Here is a 24,273-nt window from a genome sequence, read left to right on the forward strand (position 1 = left end):
CTGCTAAACATGGCGTGCCTAGAAAGAGGTGAGGAATGAGGCGGCATTGCCACCGTATACTTCGGCACGCTGCGCCGCTCGCAGCCACTCGCGGCCGCTGGGCGCATCTTCCTCGTGATTATCCATGATTCGCCGGACGCGCTGACGATGGAAAACACGAAGCTGGGCAGAAAGCGGAATAACGGCGTCGGCAGGATCCCCGTACATTTCCCGGTGCTTGGCCGGCAAGCGGTACCACGGCAGATTCATATCGGCATGGTGCGCGTTATGAAAACCAAAGTTCAACGTTAACCAATTGAGACGTTGAAACCGCAGGGAGTGGGGATTGCTGTAGGTATGCTCCTGCTCCCATTCGACGTCACCCTTGCGTGGCGGCCGGCCCTTGGTGAACAAGGTAAGACTGTAGGGATAGTCATGCTGCAAGCTGTCCATGAATCGCAATACGGTCATCATGATCAGGTACGCAAGGACATACAGGAAAGCAGCTTTCGGCGCGGCGATTAACAACGCCAAAAACAGCCCTGCTCTGATCACAATGACGGTTACATTGTATTTTCGTTGCGCACGTCGCTCCGGAATCAGAAACGACGTGAAGATCATGATGCCGTGCATGATCAGATCATGGGCAGGTACGTAGAACCACTCGAGAATGCGCGTCACTCGCAATGTCAGTGGATGTTCACGAAAAAACCATTCGTAGTCGAACCAGACCACATCGTCGTTGTCCACGTGGTGACGAAAGTGCTTGTAGCGAATGTCCTCGTAAGTACCGTACGCTGCACCGCACAGCCAGGTCAGCGCCCTGCCGAGCGCTGCATTGTGACGAATACTGCGAAATACCAGGTTATGCGCGCACTCATGAACCAGGTAGGCGGCAATGATCATTGCGTGCGCCAGCAGCAGTGTGGCCAGTGCATTGATTGCGAGCGAGTCCTGCAGAATGCCCATCAGCCCCAGCGCCCAGCCCAGCCCCGCATAGAGCAGCGCCAGACCGTTGTACCTGAGTCCTTCCGGTTCACGCAGTGTATTGGCGTAGTTTCGTGCGCTCACTGGCCTGCAGGTCCTGTCCTGAGAAGGCAGCAACGATAACCGGGCCGCTCAAGGCAGGCAAGCGAGCCAGTCCTGAAGGCCAACACAGCAGCGCCCGGCTTCGTATAGAATAGGCCGTCCACCTAAAACCAAGGAACTATCGCATGAAGCTCGTGACTGCAATCGTGAAACCTTTTCGCCTCGACGACGTCCGCAACGCCCTGGGCGAGGCCGGAGTGCAAGGAATGACGGTCAGCGAGGTCAAGGGCTTTGGCCGGCAACGGGGCCACACAGAGCTCTACCGCGGCGCTGAGTACGTTGTGGACTTCCTGCCAAAAGCCAAGATCGAAGTGGCCGTCGCTGACGAACGGGTGGAAGCAGTGATCGAAGCCATCATCAACAGTGCCAAGACCGGCAAAGTCGGCGACGGCAAGATATTCGTCACAACACTGGACGAAGTCTGGAGAATCCGTACCGGTGAAACCGGCGACAGTGCGCTGTAAGTCACACCTTGCCGGAGGAACACCGTGCGTTTCACTGATCGCTGATGTGGAAAAAGTTCAGCTTGTTACCATCAAGGTCGCGGATGTAGGCGATGTAGTAAGCGCCTAGCCGCACGCCCGGCGCGCCTTCATCGGTTGCGCCGAGGCGCAGCGCATTCGCGTAGCACGAATCAACCAGCTCTTTGGAGCGGGCATGCAGCGCCACCATCACGCCATTGCCAACGGTTGCCGGGTTGCCGTCATAGGGTGTCGTCACACACAAGGTCGGCAAATTCGGGTTGTTTCCCCAGGCAATGAACGAGCCCGTTTCCAGTACTCGCTTGGCGCCCAGCGGGGCCAGCAGCCCATCGTAGAATTCGGTAGCCCGAACGATATCGTTAGTTCCCAGTGTTATGTAAGCAATCATTTGGACATCCTCATTGTTGCTTGTGCCTGCCCGCCCGACCCGCTGGAAGCGCTAATCTGCCAACGCATCCAGAACCTGCAACCAATAGTGTCGCTTCTCAGGATACGGCATAGCAGCATACGCCGGACTCGTCGACGGCAATACAACAGTTTCCGGGCAGACCACCCGCAGCCCGGGCAACACTTTGCTCCGAAACAGTTTGCCCGCTGCCTTGCCGTTCAGGGCCACCAGTCGCAGCTGCGTGTGCGAGCGCAGGAATGCATTGAAATCATTGACCCGGGCGCTGTCCTGTTCAATCGCCGCATCGAGACTGCCTGCGCGACGTGACGACTGCAGTACATCCCACAATGCAATGCGCTTTCCCAGCAGAAAGTCCGTGCGTTGCGCGTACGGGAGGTCGACCGGCATCTGCAACAACTCCTGCATAATCCGCCAGAACACATTGCGCGGATTCGCATAGTATTCGCCGGCGGCGAGTGACGGCCTGCCCGGCAAACTGCCCAGTATCAGCAGCCGCGCATCAGTTGCCGAAATGGCAGAAAAGCCGACCGAGACTGCGGTTGGATCGCCATCATTGCTTTGCCGCTGCACCACTCGACTCCTGTGCCGGCCGGACCTCAATCACTTGACGTCTTCGATGCCGAGGTGCTGCAAAGTCTCATCGCGAAGATAATCAAGTGTGCGCAGCTCAACTTCGCAGCGGTTGTTGCGGCACACCGGATGCCGTTCGAGCGGCTCTGCCGGGCAGTCGTAATAAACCCGGAATTCACACTTGGATTCGTAATCCCGGTATTTAACGCGCAACGCCGTTATCGATGAATTCGCAACCGAGGTCAGACACTGGATCGGGTAGCCGTAGTCGAAAATTGTGCAGTCGCTATCGCTTTCGCACATCCTCGATTCATCGACCAGGGTCTGCATCTGGCGCTCGGCTTCCTGGCAACGCAGCGCCGCGGCACCACCGTACAACGGGCTTTCGTCGATCTGACGGCCGAAACTGGTCGTCGCTTCCGTTTTCGGCGCAGGTTCAAGCCAGCGGCCGTCATCTTCCAGAACGGTTGCGAGGTACCAAAGTATCACGGCTGCCAGTACCGAGATCGCGGTGGTCGACATCGGCAACTTGTTCATGACCGCACGCTCCGACCCTCGACACGGCCGGGCGCCTCAATACGCCCGAGAGTAATGTCCATTAGCTGCTCCCCGAAAATCCCTGTTCGTCAGGCAAAACGATCAATCACGGTGACGCCGCGACCGCGCAAGTACCTTTCATCCGCAAACCCGGCCGCCGCTTCCTCTAGGGATACCCGGTTGGCCACCAGCCTTGCTGGTTCAAGACGTCCGTCGCGAATCATGTCGAGCATTGGACCGTAAGCGTGCGCCTGCATTCCATGACTGCCAACAATTTCCAGTTCATTCGCAACAACTTTGTCCATTGGTAATGGTGGCGCACGGTAGTCGCCCAGCATCAAACCCACTTGCACGTGCCGGCCCTGTTTACGCAGCGACAATATCGAGTTTCGGCAGGTCTCAACGCTGCCCAGCGCATCCATGGAAACTCTGGCTCCAGCGCCACTCAGTGCCATCACCGCCGCCGGTACGTCATCCACTTCCGCGGCATTGACCTCGGCTGCGGCGCCAAGGCATGCCGCGAGCTGCAATCGCGTCGGATCGATGTCGATTGCTATGACTTCTGCGCCCAACGCTACCGCTATCATGATCGCCGACAGGCCAACACCGCCGCAACCGTGGACCGCAACCACGTCGCCTGCCGCAACCCGGCCTTGCGCGACTATCCCACGGTACGCTGTGGCAAACCGGCAACCGAGGCTGGCCGCCGTCACAAAATCCAAACTGTCATCAAGTGCGACCAGATTGGTATCCGCGAAATCGATTGCGACGTATTCCGCATACGAGCCCCAATGCGTAAAGCCGGGTTGCGACTGCCGGTCACAAATTTGTTGCTGCCCCCGCTGGCAGGGCTCGCAGCTGCCGCAGCCACAGACGAACGGCAACGTCACCCGCTGGCCGACGGCAAACCGCTTGACCTGTTTGCCAACGGCGACAATGACGCCGGCCATTTCGTGACCCGGCACATGCGGCAGTCGGATGTCCGGATCGTGGCCTTGCCAACCGTGCCAGTCGCTGCGGCAGATGCCGCTGGCCTTGACCTGCAACACCACCCCGTGGTCTTTCGGCGCCGGCTCCGCATAGTCGCCAACAACCAGCGGCGCGTGGAATACATCGTAGACCGCAGCTTTCATTGGCCGTTACGGATCACGTAGCAGACCACAAGGTCCACACGCCCACCGCGATGAAACCGACGCCCGCTATATAGGTCAGGTAACGCGTATCCACCAGATGAGCGAGGTTGCTACCCACGAACACAGCCATGGCCGTCGCGGCGATCAATGCGAACGATGCGCCCGCAAAGACGGTCAACACACTGACGCTGTCGCGACTCGCGAACAGCATGGTGGCGAGCTGCGTTTTGTCGCCCAGCTCCGCGAGAAACACGGTCATGAACACGACCCCGAGCATTTTCAAATCCATTTCCTGGGTGACTCCTTACCTAAGCATGCCTGTACGTCGCATATGCGGGGGTTTGGTCCAAAAACTCGACTGGCCAGCCGCAACGCAATGCGCGATTGTCATGCCTGACACAGGTCAGTGGCAACCGGAGAGTACGATGCACCCGCTTTGGCTAATCGTTTTCGTCATTCTGGCGACCAGTGCAGGGCATGCCAGGGACCGTTACAGCGACGCACGATGCCTCAAAATTGAGAAAAAAATCAAACACATACATTCTGAAATGCGGGCAGGCTACTCTGCGAAGAAAGGTGTGCGGCTGGCCGACAGGCTGCGGGAACTGCAGCAAGAGCGCGCGAAGCATTGTCGCTAGATAACGCTCGCCGACTTGGGCCATGCCGGTTTGGCACTCATTGCGCGCTCGTACAGGGCACGCACGCGGGGTCAACAAACACAGCAGCCACGGCAGGCAGAACCCACCGTGGCTGTTTATCGAGCCTCACCCTGCCGGCCTGACTAAGGCAAAGTAGCCGACAAGACGGTTGCGGAATTATCAGGCGGCGAATTGCTCCTCTTCAGTTGAACCGCTGAGCGCGGTGGTCGATGACTGACCCGCCATGATCGTGTTCTGCACAGCATCGAAATAGCCCGCACCGACAAATGACTGGTGCTTCGCGGCGCGGAAACCGTGCGCCTCGTCGGCAAACTCACGCTGTTGCAGTTGCGAATAAGCGAACATGCCATCGGCCTTGTAGGCGCGACTGAGCCGGAACATGCTCGAGTTCAGCGCATGCCAGCCGGCCAGCGTAATGAACTGGAACTTGTAGCCCATCCTGCCCAGTTCCTCGCGGAACGTGCGCATCGTCTGCTCATCGAGATTGGCCTGCCAGTTGAATGACGGCGAGCAGTTGTAGGCCAGCAGTTGTTCCGGGTAGCGGCTGTGGATTGCGTCCGCGAATTTCGCGGCCTGTTCAAGATCAGGTTTGGAAGTTTCGCACCACAGCAAATCCGCGTAGGGCGCGTATGCCAGGCCCCGTGCAATAGCCTGATCCAGCCCGGCGCGGGTTCGGTAGAACCCTTCCGCGGTGCGCTCGCCGGTAATGAATTCGTGATCGCGCTGGTCGACATCCGACGTTATCAGGTTGGCAGCGTCTGCGTCGGTGCGCGCCAGCAAGACGGTCGGTACGCCGAGGACATCGGCGGCCAGGCGGGCCGCTGCGAGCTTGCCGACGGCTTCCTGAGTCGGGACCAGAACTTTCCCGCCCATGTGTCCGCATTTTTTTGCGCTGGACAGCTGATCTTCAAAATGGACCCCGGACGCGCCGGCACGAATCATATGCTTCATCAGCTCAAACGCGTTCAGATTGCCGCCGAACCCCGCTTCAGCATCCGCGATAACCGGCGCAAGCCAATCGATCTCCTGCTTGCCATCAAGCGCCTGAACTTCATCGGTCCGCAGCAATGCATTGTTAATGCGTTCAACCATCTTGGGCACCGAATCAGCCGGGTAGAGGCTCTGATCCGGGTACATTTCACCGGCGCTGTTGCCGTCTCCGGCAACCTGCCAGCCAGAACAATAAATCGCTTTCAGACCTGCCTGTACTTCCTGGATCGCCTGGTTACCGGTCATCGCACCGAGCGCACATAGCGGCTCTGAGCGATTAATCAGGCGCCATAGCTTTTCAGCGCCCAGCCTCGCCAGCGTATGCTCGATGTGCACGGACCCGCGCAGTTTCACAACGTCAGCAGCACTGTAATCGCGCCGGACATTTTTCCAGCGCGGGCTGTTGCTCCAAAGCTCTTCCAATTCCCGTGTTTGCTCTTCTCGTTGCATGACTTAGCTCCTGCGTTGGCTGCCAATTGCGGCTGATCGGGCGATTTCCCCTCTGTTGTCCGTATAATAGGCAGCGCTTTCGTTATAATTTCACATTAGAAATTTCACAGTGTTAATTTCACAAGGTGGTTGAGCGTGGCGACAACAAGCCTGATGCGCAAAGCGCATTTCCTGGGAACCAAAATTCGCGCTTTACGCAAACGCAACAACCTAACGCTGGAGGACCTGTCCGTGCGTTGCGTACAATTCGACGCGGAAAACGCGCCATCGGTGTCCTACCTATCCATGATCGAGAACGGCAAGCGCGTCCCTTCGGAAGCGTTAATGGCCACAATCGCTGCAATCTTTCAGAAAGACATCAACTGGTTTTTTGACGAGACGCTGGAGGCCGAACCAATTGCTGTTGCGCCGAAGTCGACCGGTATCGATGGCATGCCACTGGAACCCGGTTTCCTGTTCAGCGGCGAGCAATTGCAAATAGCCATTCCCGAACTGCTGTCACAAACGGGGACAACAGGCACCCAGTTTGCTCACCTGCTTATTCGCGCACATCAGGAAACCCGCCAGAACCGATTCCCGGACCTTGAACGCGCAGCCGAAAGCATAGGCCGCAAGGTATTTCCGCTGACGCTGGATGACCTGCTCGGGATGAGCAAGCGTGCCGGTCTGCGCATACGCTGGTTCGATCGTGCCGCGAGCCGTGATCGACGCGGCGCGGCCGACTCCATGAACACGCTGCTGCGATCATTCTACGAAGCGCCGAACGTATTGTGGATAAACCGCAAGCTGGAAAAAGTACCGCAACGCCTGAAATACGACCTTGCGAACCATCTCGGTCATCGCTTGTTGCATGACGGTGACGGCGCAAGAGCTGCGCAGGTATCGGGCGACAGAACTCAGGCACGTCACCCGGAGGCCGAGTCGCCGCAACTGGATGCCAAGGACATTCTGTACGCCTGGCGGGACTTTGAATGCAGCTACTTTGCCGCCGCACTGCTCGCGCCAAAAACACCGTTTCGGCAATTCCTGGCCCGGCATCGCTACTCCATTGACAGTGGCAAGCGCGCCGAGCTATCGCCCGGGCTGACGATGCGACGCATGACCAGCGTCTCCCCTTACCCTCACTGGCATTACTTCGATGCTTACCCGCCGGGCAACCTGCGCGCTGTTTACCGTGGCAACGGCATCCCCCTGCCGTGGGGCAATATGCGCATGGTCTCCGACCCGTGCCAGCACTGGGCCGTGTTCAAGATGTTGAACGCGGCAGACGGCTCTCCGTCGGCGCAGATTTCCGTTCTGCGCAGCGGTGACGACAAGCGTCTTTATTGTTGCGAATCCGTGCGCGCCAGGGATGCTGCCGGTAATACGCACGTCATGTGTGCCGGCATAGACCTGGCGCCGGCTCTGATCGCACAGGGTATCGATCCGGTCGAAACGACCAACGCGATAGAGCATTCGTGCAACAAATCCGGCGGGGTCGGCGCGATCCCGGTCACTGCCCGCCGGCAACTGGAGGCCATAGGCAAAATTCTGAACATAGGCTGGATTGCGGATGGCGCAGCCCGCGTAGCGAGCATCATTTGTCCGCGTAGCAGAAACTGTCCGCGCGATAAACATTGTCTCGGCAAAGTCACTACCCGACGAAAAACCGGGCAGGACGAGATGCGCGCTCAGATCATGCAGGCAGCGAAAGACTAGTCCTCGCTGCAAACGGGGCAGGCACCATAAAGTGCGGTAGTTAAATCAAGCAGGGAAAAAGTCGATAGGTTTGGTTGTGGTGATGGCTTCGACATCGCGCGCTTCAAAACGGAATAGACGGATGCGTTGTACCAGCTTGCGCTCCAGCTCGGCGTCGCCCAGCTCACTCGAAACGACTTCACACAGAGTAACTTCGCCACTGGGTGCAATGGTCAGGCGCAGTACCAGCTTGCCTTGCAACGACGGATCCTGTCGCAGCGCTCGATTGTACAGCGCGAAGATCGCCCCTTTGTTGCGATCAAACACAAGCTCTATTTCTTCACGGCTGCGGGAAGCTTTGCCGCTTGACCCGGTGCGCCGTGCCTCACCTGCCGCTGCGCCGAGGCCTGCTACCGGGCTGGCCACTTGCGTTGTATTGCGGTCGCCAAGTCCGCTACCGCCAGTATTACGGCTCATGGCTGCGGTATTAATACCACCGCTCGATGTGCCCACACTGGAGGTAATCATCGATCGCTCATTGCGCACCGATTCACCAACGGATGCCGTTAATGGCCGCGTATCGGCGACTTTCTCGAGCGCATCATTGTCGCGCAACGACGCAAGGTCCTGAGTGAACGGCAACAGCGCCGCTTGTGCTCTTTCCCGGGCCAGTTGTTGCTGATCAACCGGAGCCGGTACCGGCTCGGGTTCCGGAAGCGGCTGAGGTTCCGGTTCCGGCGTTGCCTCGACCACTTGCTGCGGCTCGGGTTCGTTAAGCGGTACCGGCTCAGGCTCAGGTTCGGGTTCAACGCGCGGTGGTGGAGGCGGTGGCGGCTTGTCCTGTAACAACAACTTGGCGATGCGCGGTGGAATTTCTTCAATCTCGTTCGGGTCCGGCTCCGGCGACGGCAGGAACGGCCAAACGAGACCGAGGAACGCCAGCGATAACATGACGATCAGCAGCAGACGGCGAAACTTGCGTTCCTGTCCGGAGTCGTTGCTCCATGGCAACTCAAACTCTCTGTAGTACGGAATATCCAATCCTGAACTCCTGCCCTATCCCTGTCCGGTTCCGTTAGCGATTAGCGGCGAGTTCGCCGAGCTGATCAGAACTTTTCTGCAGTACCGCAAGCGAGATTCGGCCATAGTCCGAATCGGTGCACGTTGCCATGACCTTTTTCAGTAAACGGTAGGGAATGTCCCTGTCTCCCATGATCGTCACTTCACGATTGGCCACGTCGTCTTCGGCCGTGCGCCGCAGCACGCGGTCGTTCTGCCGCAACAGGGCCGCTTTCAACTCAGGAATACTGTTGCCGCTTTGCTGCATCACATCGTCAACCTTTGCCACTGGCGTGCCCTGCACGATGATGTCCGTGTCGCCGATCAGAATGACAACCGTTTCCTTGGCTTTTTCTTCCGCTATCGATTCGGGCAACTGAATTTCTTTCGCATTCGGCAATACTTCCACGTCGGAAGAATTAACCAGCAGGAAGAAGACCAGAATCGTAAAGATGTCCATGAGCGAGACCAGGTTGAGCGAACCGCCCTTTTTGGCCTTCGAGTGGCGTCGATCCATGCGCTTGGCGCGTGCTGACATTTTCATGTTCAGTCGCCTCCCGCGCTGATTGGTGCATCACCGATGGAAATATCCGGAAACAGATCCGTACGCACGATGGAGTCATCAACAATGCTCTCGGCAACCCTGACCCGATCCATGACCTGAACCAGGGTGTCATAGGGAATGTCTGCTTCGAGCAAAATCGATGCGTCGGTTTTTTCCGGATAATTCGCTTTCAGTTCTGTCAGTTTGGTACTCAGCGCGTCGAAGTCGTAGCCGTCCGCGCCCACCGGGTAAAGCCCCAGCGCACCAACGTTTCTATCGCCTACTTCGATGCCATTCTCACGAACAATGATTTCCAGCTGAAATACCAGTTCCTGTTCATCGACGGGCTCGTTCGAGGCACCTGGCAGATTCAGTTCCAGAATGGCCAGTCGCGAGAACACTGCCGTGATCAGCAGAAACGGAACCAGAATGACCATCAGGTTCATGAAGGCCGTGATGTTCAGTTCGGCCGTTTCCGCATCGCGGCGACGACCTCCCCGGCGGCTGCCTCTCACCCGGCTGCTCCGGCCGGCTTAAGTTGCCGTTCGGTGATCGCGTTCAGAAACTTGACGCTGGCCATTTCGAGGCTGTCGACAATCTGATTGGTCTTGGTCTGCAACAAGGCGTGAACCAGCAACAATGGAATCGCCACCATCAAGCCGAATGCCGTCGTGTTCATCGCCACCGAAATACTCGCTGACAACAAATCCGCCTTGTCGGCCGGGTTGGCATTCGATACGGCGGTAAACGCCCGGATAAGACCGATAATCGTACCCAGCAGACCAAGCAGCGTTGCAATGTTGGCCAGAGTCGCGAGGTAGTGCGTGCGCTTTTCCAAACGCGGCAACACTTCCATCAGACTTTCTTCCATCGCCTTTTCGACGTCATCCCGGCGTCGCGCTGACTTAACCCGGTACAGGCCGTAGGTCAGAATCGAAGCAATGGCCGCTTTCGATTTCGAGGTCATGGAAGCTGCTTCCTGGAAATTTCCCGCTTTCAGGAACGGGACGATTTTTTTCCACAACGCACGATTGCTCGCGCCGGAAACGGTGAGATACATCCAGCGCTCGATGGCAATTGCCAGGCCGAGGCCGAACACGACCAGAATCGGGTACATGAATGCCCCGCCCTGTTCAAAGAAACGCACTATGGCGCCCAAACTGTCCATTTGATGACTCCTCTTTCAATCAAACAGTCAAACTGGCAAGTCGATTGCTCATTCCTGCCGTTCACGAAGTTCGTCGTAGTAACGAACCTGTCGTACAAACTCTCCGCGATCTATCGGCGCCAGCACCTCGTCAAGCAAGGTATTCACCGGCTTGCCCATCAAGTCACCCGGATCCGATTTTTGCCAGGGCACGATGTACAGCACCTTGGGCAGTTCCTGATTGCCGGTAATCTCGGTCCGCTCAAGATCAATCTCGTCCATCACCCGGCTGCCGGTCTCCGTTCGTCGTGCCTCGTTCGCGAGCACGGTTGACGGCACACCGGGCTCCAATGCGTCCCGTTCGGCGGCTTCAGTGACATCACCTGCCGTTTCAGCGACCGCCTCGTTCGCAGCCGGAACCTCAGCAGCCTCTTGCGCATGCAAGGCACCCGCAATCGTCAGCAGCAATATTCCGACGAATTCACATTTCATACCGGTCACTCCGTCACATTTGCGGTACGTTGATTGGACTCAAGTCGCCGTTTGAGATCGGCTATCCACTTTTCGACCTGCTCATCGCCGCCATTCAGGCTTTGATAGCGCTCAAAGTGCATGAGGGCCGCTGCCAGGCGCTGCAAATACAGCTCGTTCAGGACACCCAGGTTGTAGTGCGCCAGCGCGTAGTCAGGCTGTGCCTCGACCGCCCGCAGGTAAGCGTCCTCGGCCTCGTCGAAACGCCCCTGCCGGCGGCGCAGCATGCCCAGTTGATTCAGCGCCGGTGCGTAGTGCGCATCCAGCGCCAGCGCTGCCTGAATACTTACTTCAGCCTTGAGATCGTCGCCCGCCCGCGCCTGCAGAATCGCGAGATTGACGTGCGCACCCGGGTAATCCGGGTAGCGCAGCAGAAAATCGGCGAACCGCAGCTGCGCATCGATGTCGTCGCCAGCGGCCATGACGGCAACGGCCTGTTCGTAAAGTGTTTGTGCAGCCGCGGGCACCTGGCTGGCGACAGGTTGGGCGTTGTCCGCGCTCACAGCCGGATCACCGGGCGCAGTGGCACAGGATGCAAGCCACAGGCAGGCAAACACCGCGATTATTCGCGGCCCGGCTGGCGATCGATCAGTACAACGCGGTAACAACATCTTCGCTGCGCTCCAGTTTGGCGTACCGGCCCGGCATCAGCTTCGCCAGCGCGGCAAAACTTTTCTGCACCCATTCATCGTAGACACCGTCGACGCTGCGTGCGGCGTTGGTCTCGTAAAGTTCGATAGCTTGTTCTTCGAAAGGAAAGGCCTGCTCTTCCAGTAGCAGGTCATATTGCTCCAGTGCCAGTTCGTCCAGATCAGCCGGCCGTTCCGACTCCATCAGGTCGCGGCCGAACTGCTGGTAAACCTCGCCCAGCCTGTAGGTGGCCGCTGTGGTGACCTCAGCCACACCGTAGTCCGCCGCATTGCCATAGGCCCGAACGGCTTCTTCCATCAGGTTTTTCTTCCGCTCAAGGCTGTCAGCGAGTGGCTGGGTAATGCGCGCATCCGCGAACCGTTGCCGGGCTGGCTCTGCGAGCTCCAGCGTGGCACGTGCCGCCAGCAAACGACTCCGGTCGGAACGCTCGGCGCCCGCATCAGCATCAGCCTTTATCAGCTCGCGCAGACGCTGCGTACGCAATGCCGAACTGTTGTTCTGTTCGGCGATCTGCAAGAGCCGGTAACGGGCTTCGATAGATTCACTCAGGGGTGACGGGTAGCGAATCACAACCAGTTCGAGCACCCGTTCTTCATCCAGTAATTCGCCGCTTTGTTTGTATAGATCAGCCGCTTGCCACCACGCTTCGCGACGTACGTCTTCGGTGCTGTTTGCTGCTTCCGCAATGCGTTCAAACTCGGCCGCTGCGGCCGTAGCACGCCCGGATTCAAGATAAGAAACAGCGAGCTTCTGGGTAACATCGTCAGCGAACTCGCTGTCCGGGTAATCGCGCCGGTATTCCTCAAGTACAGACGAGGCACGATCCCACGCTTGCAGATTTATCAGTGCCGCCGCCGCATCGTATTCAGCAGTCTTGCGAATATCGGAATCCGGCACTGCTTCACCAACGCGGCGGAACAACGCAACCGCTGTTTCCAGATCGCCTTCTGCACGCGCTGCTTCACCCTGTTTGTAAATCGATGAGGCAATGCGGTCTTTGATTTCCTGTTGTGCAACGAGGTCATCAACGGGCGTGTAGGGCCGCAACGAGTAATACGAAGACTCTGCAGCGGCGTACTGACCCAGGTCGAACTGGGAATGCGCGATTACGGTCCAGGCAGTACGTGCCAGCGCATCGTCCACAGGCGGCTGCTTGCTGACTACAGCGCGCCCAACCGTCGTTGCCAGATCAAACTGGCGTTGCGCGAACAGGTCTTCGGCAATCGTTGTCAGTACAGCACCGGACTCCGGATGCTGCGGATAGGAGTCTGCGAAGCGCAAACCACTATCAAGGTAACGTTGGTGCCAGGCTTCACGCTGCTCCGTCGGCATTGTCAGCTCATGCTCACGGTAGGCCAGTATGGCCGCATATGCGGCTTCGGCTGAATGCTCATGAGTCGGGTAGAAATAGGCAGTCCGTTCGTATTCGTCTGTTGCGGCCGCGTAGTCCTGGCTCTCAAACAGAATTTCGGCCAGCAGGAAATTGGTGTTCGCACTATCCGGCTCATCCGGAAAGTACTCGAGAAATTTACGGTACCAGCGAGCAGCAGCCTGGTAGTCCGCCTGCTTGCCGTCGCGCTGTGCTTCAGCGTGTGAGTATTGGGCCAAATCGGTCAGATTGCTCCGCAGATGTGCCGCCACTGCCTCGTTATCAGCCGGATCATTGCGCAACCAGAAAGGTTGATCCATGCCATAGCGCTCGACGAAATTCTGCTTCGCCTCGAGCACCAGCATAGCGAAGCCACCTTGCTTGTATGCCTCAATAGCCGCTACCTGCAGCAGTGGGGCTTGTGGATGCTCCGCATCGTGAGCGACAAATGCCTCGTAGGTCTCAGCCGCATCAACGTAACGTTCCTTCTCGAGATAGAGCTCGCCGAGGTTCCTGTATACGACGTGACTGTAGCCAGGGTAACCGCGTCCGGCGAAGTATTCACTGATCGACTCGGCACCATCCATGTAGGAAAAACTGATACTCAGAACCCGAAAAGTATCTTCGACCAGTTCCCGGTCAGCGCGCTTCAAATCGCCAAGCGCTTCGCCGCTCGCAAGCATATCGACGTTGCCCAGTTTGCGGTCCAGCAACGAAAAGAACGGTCCGAGACTTTCTTCGTGAGTTGCCAGCTTGAACTGCGACCAGCCCAGTTTGTACAACGACTGTTCGTAGAAGCGCGATGCTTCACCATAATTGACAACGAACAGATAGGCTTCCTCTGCCTCGATATAGCGCTTGCGCAGGAACAGCATTTCACCGCGGCGAAATTCGACCTCATCGCGGCGCGCGGTTTCCGGGTAGCGCCCAACCAATTCGTTGAGGGTATCCAGAGCGGCATCCGTTTCTCCCGCCACTTCGTAAGCACGGGCCAGTTGGTACAGCACTGTGTCATTGCGACGATAGTCCGGGTAGGCCTCAAGCAATGACTTGAAGAGTGAAACGGCACTCTCGTAGCCCTGCCCACCCAGCTCGTCAATGTTGCTGGTCAGTTGCTCAGCTTCGACCGATTCAAGTTCGAGATCAGCCAGCCGGCGCATGGCTTCCGCTCGAAGCTCGGGGTCATCGGACACGAGATCGAGGAACGCCCTGTAGTTGTCACGGGCTTTGTTATTGCTGTCGTTGATCAGACGACCCGGACGTACCGGATAAGCGCGATTGCCCAGGCTACGAATCGTAGGTTCGTCGTCAGCCAGCGCCGGCAATGGCGACGCAAGCAACATGGCCAGCACGGTCATCATTGAGCACGACATCAGCCGATTCATGGCGAAACATCCGCGCCTGTTGCCGACAGGTCGTAAATGGCGGCCAACGCAAAACGTGCTTGTACCGTGTAAGTTTGCAGACGTTGTTTCTGTGTTTGCAATTCACCGATTGCGATGGACTGCAGAAAACCCCGTTGCTTGTCCATGGCCGCGCCTACGCGCTGGCGAAGGTCAAATATCTGCGGGTCCAGCGCAGCGATTCGACCGTCGAACTCGGCGAACATCTGCGGCTCATTGCGCATCGATTCATCCACTCGGCGCCGCGAACGTTGTGCGTCGACCAGCGCCACACCGCTGGCTCGGACTTCACGGCGGGCACGCCACAGCCGCTCTTTGAACTCTTTATCCAGCTGCCACTGCAGAACACCTTTCAGCAACCGCACCCGGCGCCGGACATCGTCTGCTTCCGGGATGTCCGCCGACAATGCCGGCGTCCGCTCGAGAGCCGAGATTTCTCCCCACAGTGCAAATTCCTCGTCACTGGCCAAGGCCAGTGCATCGTGATTTTGTTCTATACCGTCTAGCCGAGCATCGAACGACAGTTTTCGATCAACCATTTCTTCCAGGTCAGCCCTGGCCAGACTTTCCTGAATCAACGGCAAACGCTGTTCATAGGCCAGTTTCCGGGTATCCAGCATGTCCTGGAACACACCCAGACTGGTCTGCCAGCGTTCGAGATTTCGTGCGAGGTAATCCAGATCGCGGTAGTTCTTCAACCCTTCCTGAAATTCATCACTCGCCAGTAGGTGGTACAGGTAGCGGGACTCCGCGCCAGCCGGCAACTCGGTGATACTCCAGTGCCAGCCTGTGGTGTCATCCGCGTTGTCAGCAAGAAAACTGCTGAGCAGGCGACCCGATTGCAGTGCGTCTATGGTTGCATTGATACGATCGTCTTCTTCGCGAAACGCTTCGATCGCGTTCAAATAATGATCCGAGGCCTGACTGATCGAATCCAGTTTCGCCATGGCATAGGGAACCGCCAGCATCGACTCCTGCACCGCCGGATCAAGCAGATCGCGACCCCGCAGTTCCATCCATGGCACCAACGCCCGACCGAAGTCCTCGCGTTCCGCATCCGCCCAGCCAACACCGAGCAGAGCCTTGTTGGAAAACGGACCGTTGAGACGAACCCGCTGCAGCGGTTTCTTCGCGTCTTTCGCGGCACCCGATTGCAAATAGGCATAGCCCAAAGCGAGATTCGCTTTGTCCCGCAATGCGCTGAGTTCTTCTGTGTACGGTTCGAGTTGGCCGAGGTCGTCCAGGATGCGGGCGGCTTGATCCACCTGGCCGTCGCGAACCAGGGCGACGCCCAGATTGAACTGCGCGTAACTTGCCCATTCTGTACGGTCGCGCCAGCGATCCAGCAGTTCAATCGCCTGCCGATGTTCGCCTTTTTCAATCAATATTTGCGCCAGCAACATGCGGCGTTCAGCTTCCATAGCGCCGGGAAGCTCATCCTTAACATTGTTCAGTGCACTTTGCGCCTCATCGAAGTAGCCGCGCTGATGCCAAATTCTTGCGAGGAAGAACCAAGTTCGATCCCGAACCGATGGATCAGCGCTCGCCGCAAGCAAGCGCTCGAAAATGCCGGCGGCACGCTGGTGCTGGCCATACGACAGGTAGAGGCCGCCCAACAGCAGTTCGGCCTCGGCGTCATGGTTGGGCAAACGCTCGGCTTTCTGCGCCGCGAGCAGTTTTACGATGGCGGGAAAGTAGTCTTCCTGATAGAAGTCGAACAGCACTTCGCCGTAATAGGGGTCCTTGACTATCGTCGGCGGCAACGCCTGATCAGCATTGGCGACGTGCCCGACGAACAGGAGCACTACAAACAAACTGGAAGCGCGTCGAAAGATCAACGATCACTCCCATTCCCTGATTTCAAATTCCGGCTGTTGCTTGCTTACCCGGTCAGTGATGGAAATTTCAACGTACTTGGCACCGAGCCCCTTGGTCAGCGCAACGGTAGCGCCGCGACGGTAGTCTCGGTTTTGCGGCCCTTTGCCGGTGAACACGGCAACCAGTTCATGCTCGCCGACTTTGAGATTTTCCAGGTGCAAGCGCTGCACGCCACCTCGAACAAGAGCATCTGCTTCCCGGTCGGTGTAGAGATAGTTTGCTACTTCCTTGCCATCGATTTTCAAGTTGACTGAATCAAGAGCAAAGTATTCGCCGACGTCGAGTGAAAGAAAAAACGCAACCTGCGAGTTGGCGGGAAACAGCAACTCCTCTTCCAGTAAGAACAGATCGCGATTGAGTGCCAGCACTTCATCTTTTAGTGACTGAACGTCCTGGTCGATACTGCGAAACTCGTCTTGCACGGCGGCGGATTCCTGAGTTTCCTGTGCCGGCAGCGTATGTGTAGCCATCGCCAGAATAAGGACACTGACTATGCCCCCGGCGCGAAAAAAGTTTGCCACCTGCGATCTCCTGCTTAGTTGCGACAGAACACGATTACTCGCGTAGCAAGCCGCGAATTTGGGTCAGGTACTTCTGCTCGTAACCGGGCTTGTACCCATGATGCACGTGACGCACCGTGCCATTGCGATCGACGAGCACCGTGACGGGCATTGCTTCTACCTGATAAAGGCGACTCACGTCTTTCGACTCATCGAACAACACCGGGAACTTCACACCCAGTTCTTCAACCATTTCCATTGCGCGTCGCGAGTCATCATCAATATTGACGCCCAGCAACTTGAAGCCGACGCGTTCGTAGCGTGTGTAAAGATCGTCAAGCAACGGCATTTCCTGGCGGCACGGTCCGCACCAGGTTGCCCAGAAATTGATCATTACGACATCGCCCCGGTACTCACTGAGGCGCAGATTGCTGCCACTCGCACTTTTCAAGGCAAAGTCTGGCGCTTCCTGGCCAGTAAGTGACGACGACGCCAGGGTGGCCACTGAAACAACCGAGAGCGCACAGCCCAACAGCAGTGATTTAAGTCCGTTCATTTGCCGATTCCTTTTTCCCTGTTTGCAGACAGGCGCTGACTTCGCGTATTCACCGCGCTCATTGGCGAACGTGGGGATAGCGCGAGCCCTGACCCTGTAATGTCATTTGGCATAGTGACAGGCAGAGCACAGGCAAGGCCGTGATGACGGTCACAAATGCCCTTGTCGACTCAACCGGGAGATCCGGAACGAGTACTAACACCAGCAATCAGGCATAGCGTAACAGTCTGATATGACAGGGGAACACGTCGCGGTAATGCGACAGTGGGCGACGCCAAATGGCGACAGGCGGCAGTTACTCGGCGGCGGGCGGGCGCAGTCCGTCGGAATAGAACATCCGGCCGTCAGCATCGATCACAATACCTTCGTAATCGGGCAAAGTAGCTATAAGGCGCAAACCGCTGTCGACACCCATGACGAACACGGAGGTCGATAAGGCATCCGTCATGACGGCATCCGGACCAACGATCGTGGCGCTTTGGACGCCGTTCGCGGGCTCACCGGTGACGGGTGAAATGATGTGGTGGTAGCGCTTACCGTCTTCCATGAAATAACGTTCGTAGTCGCCGGAGGTCGATACCGCCTCATCCACCAGTGGTATGCGCAAAGTCACCTCGTCGTCGGCACGCGGGTTCTGGATACCCACTACCCAGGGCTGCCCGCGCCGGTCACCGAGCAGACGGGAATCCCCTCCTGCAGTGACAATCGCGTTGCTGATGCCCAGTTGCCGCAAGATCGCGACGCCGCGCTCCACGGCATAGCCCTTGGCAATTCCGCCAAGGTTGATCCGGACACCCGCTGCAAGAAACCGAATGCTGCGGTCACTGGCCCGTGGCTTGACCAGCCGATAGTCAATTTTAGGCAGGGACGCACGCAAAGTGTCTTCGTCCGGGTGCTCGCCAGCCCGAAAATCGTAGTGCTGTCCCACGCTGTCATACGTGATATCAAACGCCCCGCGGGTCAGTACGGAGATATCCAGCGAGCGAACGACAAGTTCGTACAATTCGTCGCCGACCGGAACGCCACTCATTGCCGCGTCACGATTTACCGCCGAAATCTCGCTGTCTTCCTTGTAAGTGCTCATCAGCGCTTCGATGCGCGCGATCTCCGTAAACACGGCTTCCGCCGCGAGACTGGCGTGCTCCTTGTTCTCATGCCACAGGTAGACGCGCACTTCCGTACCCATCTGCGCTCGGGTCGCCCCCAGCCATTCGGCGGTGGCGACCGTCGGGACACTGGAAAACACAAGCAAAACAACGGCTAGCGTTACGGAGTAACGGGAGTTATGCTTTCCGGCGATATTCCGCCCACGGGAGCCCGACAGTGATTTCATTTCTGATCTTCCTCGCGATAGTTGTCGCGGTAGTCTTGTACGCAATAGGCATCTACAACAACCTGGTCAACTCGCGTAACCGGGTTAAGAACGCATTCGCGCAAATTGATGTCCAGCTGACCCGTCGCCATGACCTGATTCCCAACCTTGTGGAAGCGGTTAAAGGCTACATGAAGCACGAACGCGAAACCCTTGAAGGCGTTATCAAAGCGCGCAATTCAGCCGTTTCGAGCCTGCAGAGCGCCAAGGCCGACCCGTCTAACGCAGCGGCCATCAAGGAACTCGGTGCCTCCGAAGGCGCGCTCGGCAGTGCCCTGGGCCGATTGTTCGCGCTGGCCGAAGCTTATCCCGATCTGAAAGCCAATCAAAACATGATGCAGTTCCAGGAAGAACTTTCCAGCACTGAAAACAAGGTGGCATTTTCCCGCCAGGCCTTTAACGACAGCGTTCTTGCCTACAACAATGCTGTTGAAAATTTCCCGAACAGCATAATTGCCGGGATGTTTCGCTTCGAAACAGCGAGCTTTCTTGAGATTGAATCCGAAGAAAAGCGCGCCGTCCCAGAGGTCTCGTTCTCCTGACTTGCGAGCCTCACTGGTCCGGTGTCCTGATCACCGTGCGATAGCACCATGAATTTTTTTGACGCCCAGGAGCGCGCCCGGCGCAGTACGCGACGCTTGATCATCGCGTACATCGCGGCAACCCTGCTGATCATTGCGGGCGTCACCGCACTGGTTGCGATTGCGCTCTACAGCAACATGCAGGCGCCGGACCCGATCATCCTGATCTTTGCTGCCCTGTGCACGGCGCTGCTAATCGTTGGCGCCACTTTGTACAAGACCGCGCGACTCTCAAGCGGCGGCGGCAGGGTCGCCCGCGACCTTGGTGGCACGCTGGTGTCACCGGACGTTTCCGACCCGCTGCGGCGGCGCCTGCGCAATGTTGTCGAGGAAATGGCGATCGCTTCCGGCGTTCCCGTACCGGAGATCTACGTACTGGAACAGGAAGCCGGCATCAATGCGTTCGCCGCTGGTTTCACACCCGGTGACGCTGCGATTGCGGTCACCCGCGGTACGCTGGAACTCCTCAGCCGCGACGAACTCCAGGGGGTGGTCGCTCACGAGTTCAGTCACATCCTGAATGGCGACATGCGCCTGAACATACGCATGATGGGCGTACTGTTCGGCATCATGGTTCTCGGCTTGATCGGTCGCCTTATCTTGCGCGGCAGTTACCGTGGACGCATCGTCTCCAGCCGCCGCGGTCGTGGATCGGGCACAGCGGCTGTGCTGATTATCGGTGTCGGGCTGGTTGTAATCGGCAGCGTTGGTGTATTCATGTCCCGGCTGCTCAAAGCCGCGGTTTCCCGGCAACGTGAATTTCTTGCTGACGCCTCCGCCGTACAATTCACCCGGCAAACGGACGGCATTGCCAATGCCTTGAAGAAAATTGCCGGCTACCAGCAGCAATCGTACTTGCAAGCGACCGACCCGGAAGAAGTCAGCCATATGCTGTTCGCCCACGGCGCAAAATTCACATCGCTGTTTGCAACGCACCCACCATTGCTTGCACGCATCCAGGCATTGCAGCCGCAATTTTCTGCAGAGTCATTGCAAGCGGTCACGATGCCGGTAACACCACAGGCGATCGATGAAGGTACGGATGGTCGTGCCGCCGGGTTTGCCGGCGCCGCCGAAGCAACGCCTGGCGCGGCTATCACCGACACGATAGGCAATCCGACGTTACAACACGTGTTGTTTGCCGGCGCGCTACGCATCGCGATCCCCGACTCCCTGTACGGCGCGGCGCACTCGGTGGACAGCGCGATGCTGCTGACACTGGCACTGTTTATCAATCGTGACGCGGCTGCATCGCCCAACGCATTCGATGTACTTGAGCAACAACTCGGCACGCAACGAAGCGCACTGATTCGACGCTATCACAATGAACTGGCGGCCGGCAGCGCGCAGTGGCGATTGCCATTGCTCGAAATCGCCTTTCCGACGCTCCGCCAACTACCCGTGCAACGCCTCGAGTATCTGCTTGACCTGAGTCGACGGCTGATAGAACTGGACGGTCAGGTTGCACTGCACGAGTTCTGCTTGTTCCGAATCCTGAAACTGAATCTGGGCGACGCACTCGCACCGGCTACGCGCAGCAAACAACGAGCATCGCGCAGCGACGTTCGTGCCGCGGCTCTGGAGCTTGTCGCGATAGTCGCGCACGCCGGCAACCTGACGGACGCTGACCGTCAGCAAGCCTACCAGTGCGGCATCAACGTGTTCGGTGACTGGGCCGCCAATACGCCTTACCAAGCACCGGAGAATCCGGTACAGGCCACCGGCCGCAGTCTGGATGTCCTGCAACACATGAACAATGCCGCACGGCAAAGCATGGTTCAGGCATTGGCCGCAACAATCAGCTCTGACCGACAACTTAACGTCAGTGAAGCGGAGCTCTTGCGCACGGTGTGTGCGTCGCTGGACTGCCCGCTGCCACCGCTGGATGTCGAGCGACACATAGACACGCCGTGAGGTGTCCGCCAAATTACAGTATGATACGCGGGAACTTACGGCCGCTTCGACGCACCAACTCCTTGTACGCGCGGCGCGTACACAGTCGATAAATGACGGACAGATAACATGAATACTCGCCTGATTCTGTGGCTCACCATCCTTACATTGGTCTTCGCTTTACCTGCGTCAGCGGCAACCCGCGAGGAAAACCGAGTGGCCGATGCCACCGACGTCGTTGATCAGTTCCTGCGCATTCCTGAACAGGGCGTGCCGCCGTCATTGCTCGCGCGCGCTTATGCCGTCGCTGTCATTCCGGATGTTGTCAAAATCGGCTTTGGTCTCGGCGCCCGCCGCGGCAAGGGGGTTGTGGTGGTACGCCAGGACGACGGCAGCTGGAGCAATCCGGCATTCATCACAATTACCGGCGGCAGCATCGGCTGGCAGATCGGCGCGCAATCAACCGACGTCATCCTCGTGTTCAAATCCAGACGCGGTGTGGACGGGATTGCCAGTGGCAAACTGACGCTCGGCGCTGACGCATCGGTTGCGGCCGGCCCGGTTGGCCGACAAACCGGTGTTGCTACCGACATCCAGTTTGAAGCCGAGGTCTATTCCTATTCGCGCAGTCGCGGCCTGTTCGCGGGCGTGTCACTCGAGGGCTCCGGCGTCACTATAGACAAGAAGGCCAACGCCGCGTTTTACGGCTCAGCCAGCCTGACGCCTGACCAGATATTCGCGAGTCCCGGCAACATGGCGCCGGCGGTTGCCAATAACTTTGTGCAAATACTGAGCGCACAGACGCAAAGATTGCCGACTCAACCCGGTATGGACACGGGCACATCCCAGCGAGCACCCAACGCACCGCAAGAACCCCGTGTTCGGACTTTCGGTATTGCTGATCCGGACGAACCTTAAGCCGCAGAATCCAGTGTGCTCCGTCGTCTCATTATTCCTGGCAACGGCAATGAGCCAACGACGAGCTTCTGCCACTATGAGAAGTAAATAGAAACCGTGCAGACATACATCGAGCGGATTGACAGCTGGGCCGAAATGCTCGGTCCCAATGTATACCTGCAAGCGCTGGCGATCATTGTCGCATTCCTTATTGCCGGAAAAATTGCCGATATTCTGATTTTCCGTACCGTTGCGCAGATTGCCAGCCGCTCGAAAACCCAGATAGACGATGAGCTGATCGCACAAATTCACCGGCCGGTGTTCATGTCGTTCGTTTTGGCGGGCCTCGGTCTCGCGACGTTGCGCATCGGCATGGCGGCTACGGTCGAATTCATCACGCTGGGCATTCTCAAATCGATAGCGATCGTTATCTGGTACGGCTTCATACTGCGCGTAACAACACTGTTCCTTTCAGCAATGGCACGCAGCGGCAGTAAAGGCATTATGCAGCCGAACATAGTGTCGCTAACCGAAACTGTCATTAAGATAGCGCTATTCGCGCTGACGGTATTTTTCATACTGGAAGCATGGAGTATCGACCCAACTGCCTGGCTGGCGTCTGCCGGTATCGTAGGTCTTGCACTCAGCTTCGCCGCCAAAGACACCTTGTCCAACCTGTTCGCCGGTGTGTCGATCATTGCCGATGCGCCGTACAAGATCGGCGACTTCATCATTCTTGAGTCAGGCGAACGCGGTCAGGTCACGCACATTGGGCTGCGCAGCACCCGGATACTGACCCGAGACGATGTCGAGATCACTGTTCCCAATTCCATTATTGGCAACAACAAAATTATCAACGAGGCAGGTGGGCCGAATTCAGCGCACCGGATTCGCGTCGCCGTTGGCGTTGCTTACGGCAGCGATATCGATGCAGTAATTGCCTGCCTGGAACGTGTTGCCGAAGAACACCCGGAAGTTTGTCGTGCTCCCGCACCACGGGTGCGGTTTCGCGCCTTCGGTGACTCCAGCCTGAACTTCGAGTTGCTTTGCTGGATCGACCTGCCTGTGAACCGGGGCCGTATGCTGCACGAACTGAATATCGCCGTATACAAGGCGTTTGCCAGCGAGAACATTGAGATCCCCTTCCCGCAACGCGATCTGCACGTTCGCAGCATGCCTGTTCCGCGACCAGCGGCCGAATAACGGCCTCCAGCTAACAGCAGACATGCGAGTCCGGCAACACGACCGCACACGCACCTATAGCTTGCCAGCTCGCGGCACTGATACGGTCAGGGATTGTCCTGCTGCTGGCGACGCTGCAATTCTTCGCGCACGGCTTCCAGACTTTGCCCCGAATCATCGCCAGCCGCACCGTCTTGCTGTGAATCCGGTAGCACTTCTTCAATCACCGGATCCGGAGCGACAAACTCCAGAGGCGCATCTTGCTCGCCAGGGCCGGTGGCCGGTGGCATCGCGCCGCCTTCCACGGTACCGGGCATGGGTTCCGCAACAGGTTCGAATTGACCGAGGTATTCGGCCTCTTCACGCTGACGCTCGTATTCAGCGGCTCGCTCCCTGGCTTCCGCAGCTGCCTGCTGTGCCCGTCGCAATGCCTCGCGCTTGCGCACCGATTGGGCATCCAGTTCCGATCGCCGCGCCGCTTCTTCGTTCGCTGCAATCCTGTTGACCGCTTCACGGGCATTCAGGCATTCCGGGGTATACCGCAGTTCCGCCCGGTTTTGCGCACAACGGACCATCGTGGCCTCAAGCAGGCGCGGATTGTCGACAAACTCAACAACCGTGCGCGGCGGCGGCTCCTGACTACAGGAAGCACTGATCGCCAAAACGACGCACAAATTGATTGCGGAGAAAATTGCCCTTGGCGGTGCGGCCCGTCTCATCCCGGAATACTCCATT

Annotated in this window: 26 protein-coding genes; 7 read left to right on the forward strand and 19 right to left on the reverse strand. The window is 57.9% G+C overall.

Annotation, left to right across the window (positions count from 1 at the left end):
* Window positions 1-18: 18 nt before the first annotated feature.
* Complete coding sequence (locus tag BA177_RS11840; protein WP_068616466.1) at window positions 19-1,050, reverse strand: fatty acid desaturase; 1,032 nt, start codon at window positions 1,048-1,050, stop codon at window positions 19-21.
* A 143-nt stretch (window positions 1,051-1,193) separates the two neighbouring features.
* Between BA177_RS11840 and BA177_RS11845 the strand changes: the two genes are divergently transcribed.
* Window positions 1,194-1,532, forward strand: a complete 339-nt coding sequence (locus tag BA177_RS11845; RefSeq protein WP_068616468.1) for a P-II family nitrogen regulator — start codon at window positions 1,194-1,196, stop codon at window positions 1,530-1,532.
* Between the two features lie 31 nt (window positions 1,533-1,563).
* Here BA177_RS11845 and BA177_RS11850 read toward each other — a convergent pair whose 3' ends face one another.
* From BA177_RS11850 to BA177_RS11870, 5 genes are all read right to left on the reverse strand, one after another.
* Window positions 1,564-1,938, reverse strand: coding sequence for a VOC family protein (locus BA177_RS11850; RefSeq protein ID WP_068616469.1), 375 nt, complete (start codon window positions 1,936-1,938; stop codon window positions 1,564-1,566).
* Between the two features lie 51 nt (window positions 1,939-1,989).
* A complete protein-coding gene (locus tag BA177_RS11855) occupies window positions 1,990-2,529 on the reverse strand; it encodes a DNA-deoxyinosine glycosylase (RefSeq protein ID WP_082990312.1) in 540 nt (179 codons plus the stop codon).
* Between the two features lie 30 nt (window positions 2,530-2,559).
* Window positions 2,560-3,066, reverse strand: coding sequence for a hypothetical protein (locus BA177_RS11860; protein ID WP_068616471.1), 507 nt, complete (start codon window positions 3,064-3,066; stop codon window positions 2,560-2,562).
* A gap of 89 nt (window positions 3,067-3,155) precedes the next feature.
* Window positions 3,156-4,199, reverse strand: a complete 1,044-nt coding sequence (locus BA177_RS11865) for a zinc-dependent alcohol dehydrogenase family protein (RefSeq protein ID WP_068616473.1) — start codon at window positions 4,197-4,199, stop codon at window positions 3,156-3,158.
* A 13-nt stretch (window positions 4,200-4,212) separates the two neighbouring features.
* Window positions 4,213-4,488: a TMEM165/GDT1 family protein gene (locus tag BA177_RS11870; protein ID WP_068616475.1), complete on the reverse strand. Its 276-nt coding sequence runs from the start codon at window positions 4,486-4,488 to the stop codon at window positions 4,213-4,215.
* 136 nt (window positions 4,489-4,624) lie between these two features.
* Between BA177_RS11870 and BA177_RS11875 the strand changes: the two genes are divergently transcribed.
* Window positions 4,625-4,837, forward strand: a complete 213-nt coding sequence (locus BA177_RS11875; protein WP_156762798.1) for a hypothetical protein — start codon at window positions 4,625-4,627, stop codon at window positions 4,835-4,837.
* A 180-nt stretch (window positions 4,838-5,017) separates the two neighbouring features.
* On the opposite strand, the gene aceA is transcribed toward BA177_RS11875, so the two are convergent.
* Window positions 5,018-6,298, reverse strand: a complete 1,281-nt coding sequence (aceA, locus tag BA177_RS11880; protein WP_068616478.1) for an isocitrate lyase — start codon at window positions 6,296-6,298, stop codon at window positions 5,018-5,020.
* Window positions 6,299-6,451: 153 nt separating this feature from the next.
* On the opposite strand from aceA, the gene BA177_RS11885 reads away from it, so the two are divergent.
* On the forward strand, window positions 6,452-7,996 hold the full coding sequence (locus BA177_RS11885) for a DUF3612 domain-containing protein (RefSeq protein ID WP_068616480.1): 1,545 nt from the start codon (window positions 6,452-6,454) through the stop codon (window positions 7,994-7,996).
* 45 nt (window positions 7,997-8,041) lie between these two features.
* On the opposite strand, the gene BA177_RS11890 is transcribed toward BA177_RS11885, so the two are convergent.
* From BA177_RS11890 to BA177_RS11940, 11 genes are all read right to left on the reverse strand, one after another.
* Entirely contained in the window at window positions 8,042-9,016 is a 975-nt protein-coding gene (locus tag BA177_RS11890; protein WP_068616482.1) for an AgmX/PglI C-terminal domain-containing protein, read from the reverse strand.
* A 34-nt stretch (window positions 9,017-9,050) separates the two neighbouring features.
* Window positions 9,051-9,578: an ExbD/TolR family protein gene (locus BA177_RS11895; protein WP_068616484.1), complete on the reverse strand. Its 528-nt coding sequence runs from the start codon at window positions 9,576-9,578 to the stop codon at window positions 9,051-9,053.
* Between the two features lie 2 nt (window positions 9,579-9,580).
* Window positions 9,581-10,093, reverse strand: coding sequence for an ExbD/TolR family protein (locus tag BA177_RS11900; RefSeq protein WP_197493007.1), 513 nt, complete (start codon window positions 10,091-10,093; stop codon window positions 9,581-9,583).
* Window positions 10,090-10,746 carry a MotA/TolQ/ExbB proton channel family protein gene (locus BA177_RS11905; protein WP_068616486.1) on the reverse strand — a complete coding sequence of 219 codons (657 nt, stop codon included), beginning with the start codon at window positions 10,744-10,746 and terminating at the stop codon, window positions 10,090-10,092. The genes BA177_RS11900 and BA177_RS11905 overlap by 4 nt, the downstream gene beginning before the upstream one ends.
* A 48-nt stretch (window positions 10,747-10,794) precedes the next feature.
* Window positions 10,795-11,217 carry a hypothetical protein gene (locus BA177_RS18625; protein ID WP_156762799.1) on the reverse strand — a complete coding sequence of 141 codons (423 nt, stop codon included), beginning with the start codon at window positions 11,215-11,217 and terminating at the stop codon, window positions 10,795-10,797.
* Between the two features lie 5 nt (window positions 11,218-11,222).
* On the reverse strand, window positions 11,223-11,759 hold the full coding sequence (locus BA177_RS11915) for a tetratricopeptide repeat protein (protein WP_197493008.1): 537 nt from the start codon (window positions 11,757-11,759) through the stop codon (window positions 11,223-11,225).
* 85 nt (window positions 11,760-11,844) lie between these two features.
* Window positions 11,845-14,661 carry a tetratricopeptide repeat protein gene (locus BA177_RS11920; protein WP_068616488.1) on the reverse strand — a complete coding sequence of 939 codons (2,817 nt, stop codon included), beginning with the start codon at window positions 14,659-14,661 and terminating at the stop codon, window positions 11,845-11,847.
* Window positions 14,658-16,517 carry a tetratricopeptide repeat protein gene (locus BA177_RS11925; protein WP_068616490.1) on the reverse strand — a complete coding sequence of 620 codons (1,860 nt, stop codon included), beginning with the start codon at window positions 16,515-16,517 and terminating at the stop codon, window positions 14,658-14,660. The genes BA177_RS11920 and BA177_RS11925 overlap by 4 nt, the downstream gene beginning before the upstream one ends.
* Window positions 16,518-16,520: 3 nt before the next feature.
* Window positions 16,521-17,078: an AraC family transcriptional regulator gene (locus tag BA177_RS11930; protein ID WP_197493009.1), complete on the reverse strand. Its 558-nt coding sequence runs from the start codon at window positions 17,076-17,078 to the stop codon at window positions 16,521-16,523.
* Window positions 17,079-17,112: 34 nt separating this feature from the next.
* Window positions 17,113-17,613, reverse strand: a complete 501-nt coding sequence (locus BA177_RS11935; protein ID WP_068616494.1) for a TlpA family protein disulfide reductase — start codon at window positions 17,611-17,613, stop codon at window positions 17,113-17,115.
* A gap of 295 nt (window positions 17,614-17,908) precedes the next feature.
* Window positions 17,909-18,946, reverse strand: coding sequence for an FAD:protein FMN transferase (locus BA177_RS11940; protein ID WP_082990070.1), 1,038 nt, complete (start codon window positions 18,944-18,946; stop codon window positions 17,909-17,911).
* Between BA177_RS11940 and BA177_RS11945 the strand changes: the two genes are divergently transcribed.
* From BA177_RS11945 to BA177_RS11960, 4 genes are all read left to right on the forward strand, one after another.
* On the forward strand, window positions 18,940-19,527 hold the full coding sequence (locus BA177_RS11945) for a LemA family protein (protein ID WP_068619291.1): 588 nt from the start codon (window positions 18,940-18,942) through the stop codon (window positions 19,525-19,527). The two genes, BA177_RS11940 and BA177_RS11945, sit on opposite strands and share 7 nt — an antisense overlap.
* Before the next feature lie 48 nt (window positions 19,528-19,575).
* Window positions 19,576-21,480 (forward strand): M48 family metallopeptidase, encoded by a 1,905-nt coding sequence (locus tag BA177_RS11950; protein ID WP_068616496.1) that lies wholly within the window; start codon window positions 19,576-19,578, stop codon window positions 21,478-21,480.
* Between the two features lie 108 nt (window positions 21,481-21,588).
* The gene (locus tag BA177_RS11955; RefSeq protein ID WP_068616498.1) at window positions 21,589-22,377 is read left to right on the forward strand and encodes a lipid-binding SYLF domain-containing protein; all 789 of its coding nucleotides are present in this window, start codon (window positions 21,589-21,591) and stop codon (window positions 22,375-22,377) included.
* 96 nt (window positions 22,378-22,473) lie between these two features.
* Window positions 22,474-23,559: a mechanosensitive ion channel family protein gene (locus BA177_RS11960; RefSeq protein WP_082990071.1), complete on the forward strand. Its 1,086-nt coding sequence runs from the start codon at window positions 22,474-22,476 to the stop codon at window positions 23,557-23,559.
* A gap of 86 nt (window positions 23,560-23,645) precedes the next feature.
* Here the strand turns inward: BA177_RS11960 and BA177_RS11965 are convergent, their stop codons facing one another.
* Window positions 23,646-24,257: an EexN family lipoprotein gene (locus BA177_RS11965; RefSeq protein WP_197493011.1), complete on the reverse strand. Its 612-nt coding sequence runs from the start codon at window positions 24,255-24,257 to the stop codon at window positions 23,646-23,648.
* Window positions 24,258-24,273: the final 16 nt, after the last annotated feature.

The sequence above is a fragment of the Woeseia oceani genome (assembly GCF_001677435.1).
In the GTDB taxonomy this organism is placed as follows: domain Bacteria; phylum Pseudomonadota; class Gammaproteobacteria; order Steroidobacterales; family Woeseiaceae; genus Woeseia; species Woeseia oceani.